This window comes from Methylobacterium nigriterrae (genome assembly GCF_037106235.1).
GTDB classification, from domain to species: domain Bacteria; phylum Pseudomonadota; class Alphaproteobacteria; order Rhizobiales; family Beijerinckiaceae; genus Methylobacterium; species Methylobacterium nigriterrae.
Genome location: NZ_JBAWTG010000968.1, coordinates 1 through 263 on the forward strand (window position 1 = coordinate 1; position 263 = coordinate 263).

1 pseudogene is annotated in these 263 nt (G+C 68.4%); it reads left to right on the forward strand.

The features are described 5' to 3' along the window. Positions 1–263: pseudogene (locus WDW90_RS39900) on the forward strand (hypothetical protein); the annotation flags it as partial.

Sequence of the window (263 nt, forward strand, 5' to 3'; positions counted from 1 at the left end):
GGGCTGTCTCCTCACTCACCGTGGAGGCGACGGATGCCGACGCGGTGACCGCCGCGCAGGGCGAGCTGACCATCATGCTCAACCAGCTGCTCGGCGTGACGGACACGACGAACGAGCCGTTCACGGTGGTCAACCAGAGCTCACTGCTCGCGACCGCAGCCACGAGCGCGGCGAGCTTCACGGTGCTGCTCGGAGCCGTCGCGGCGATCAGCCTGCTCGTGGGCGGGATCGGGGTGACCAACGTCATGCTCGTGACCGTCACG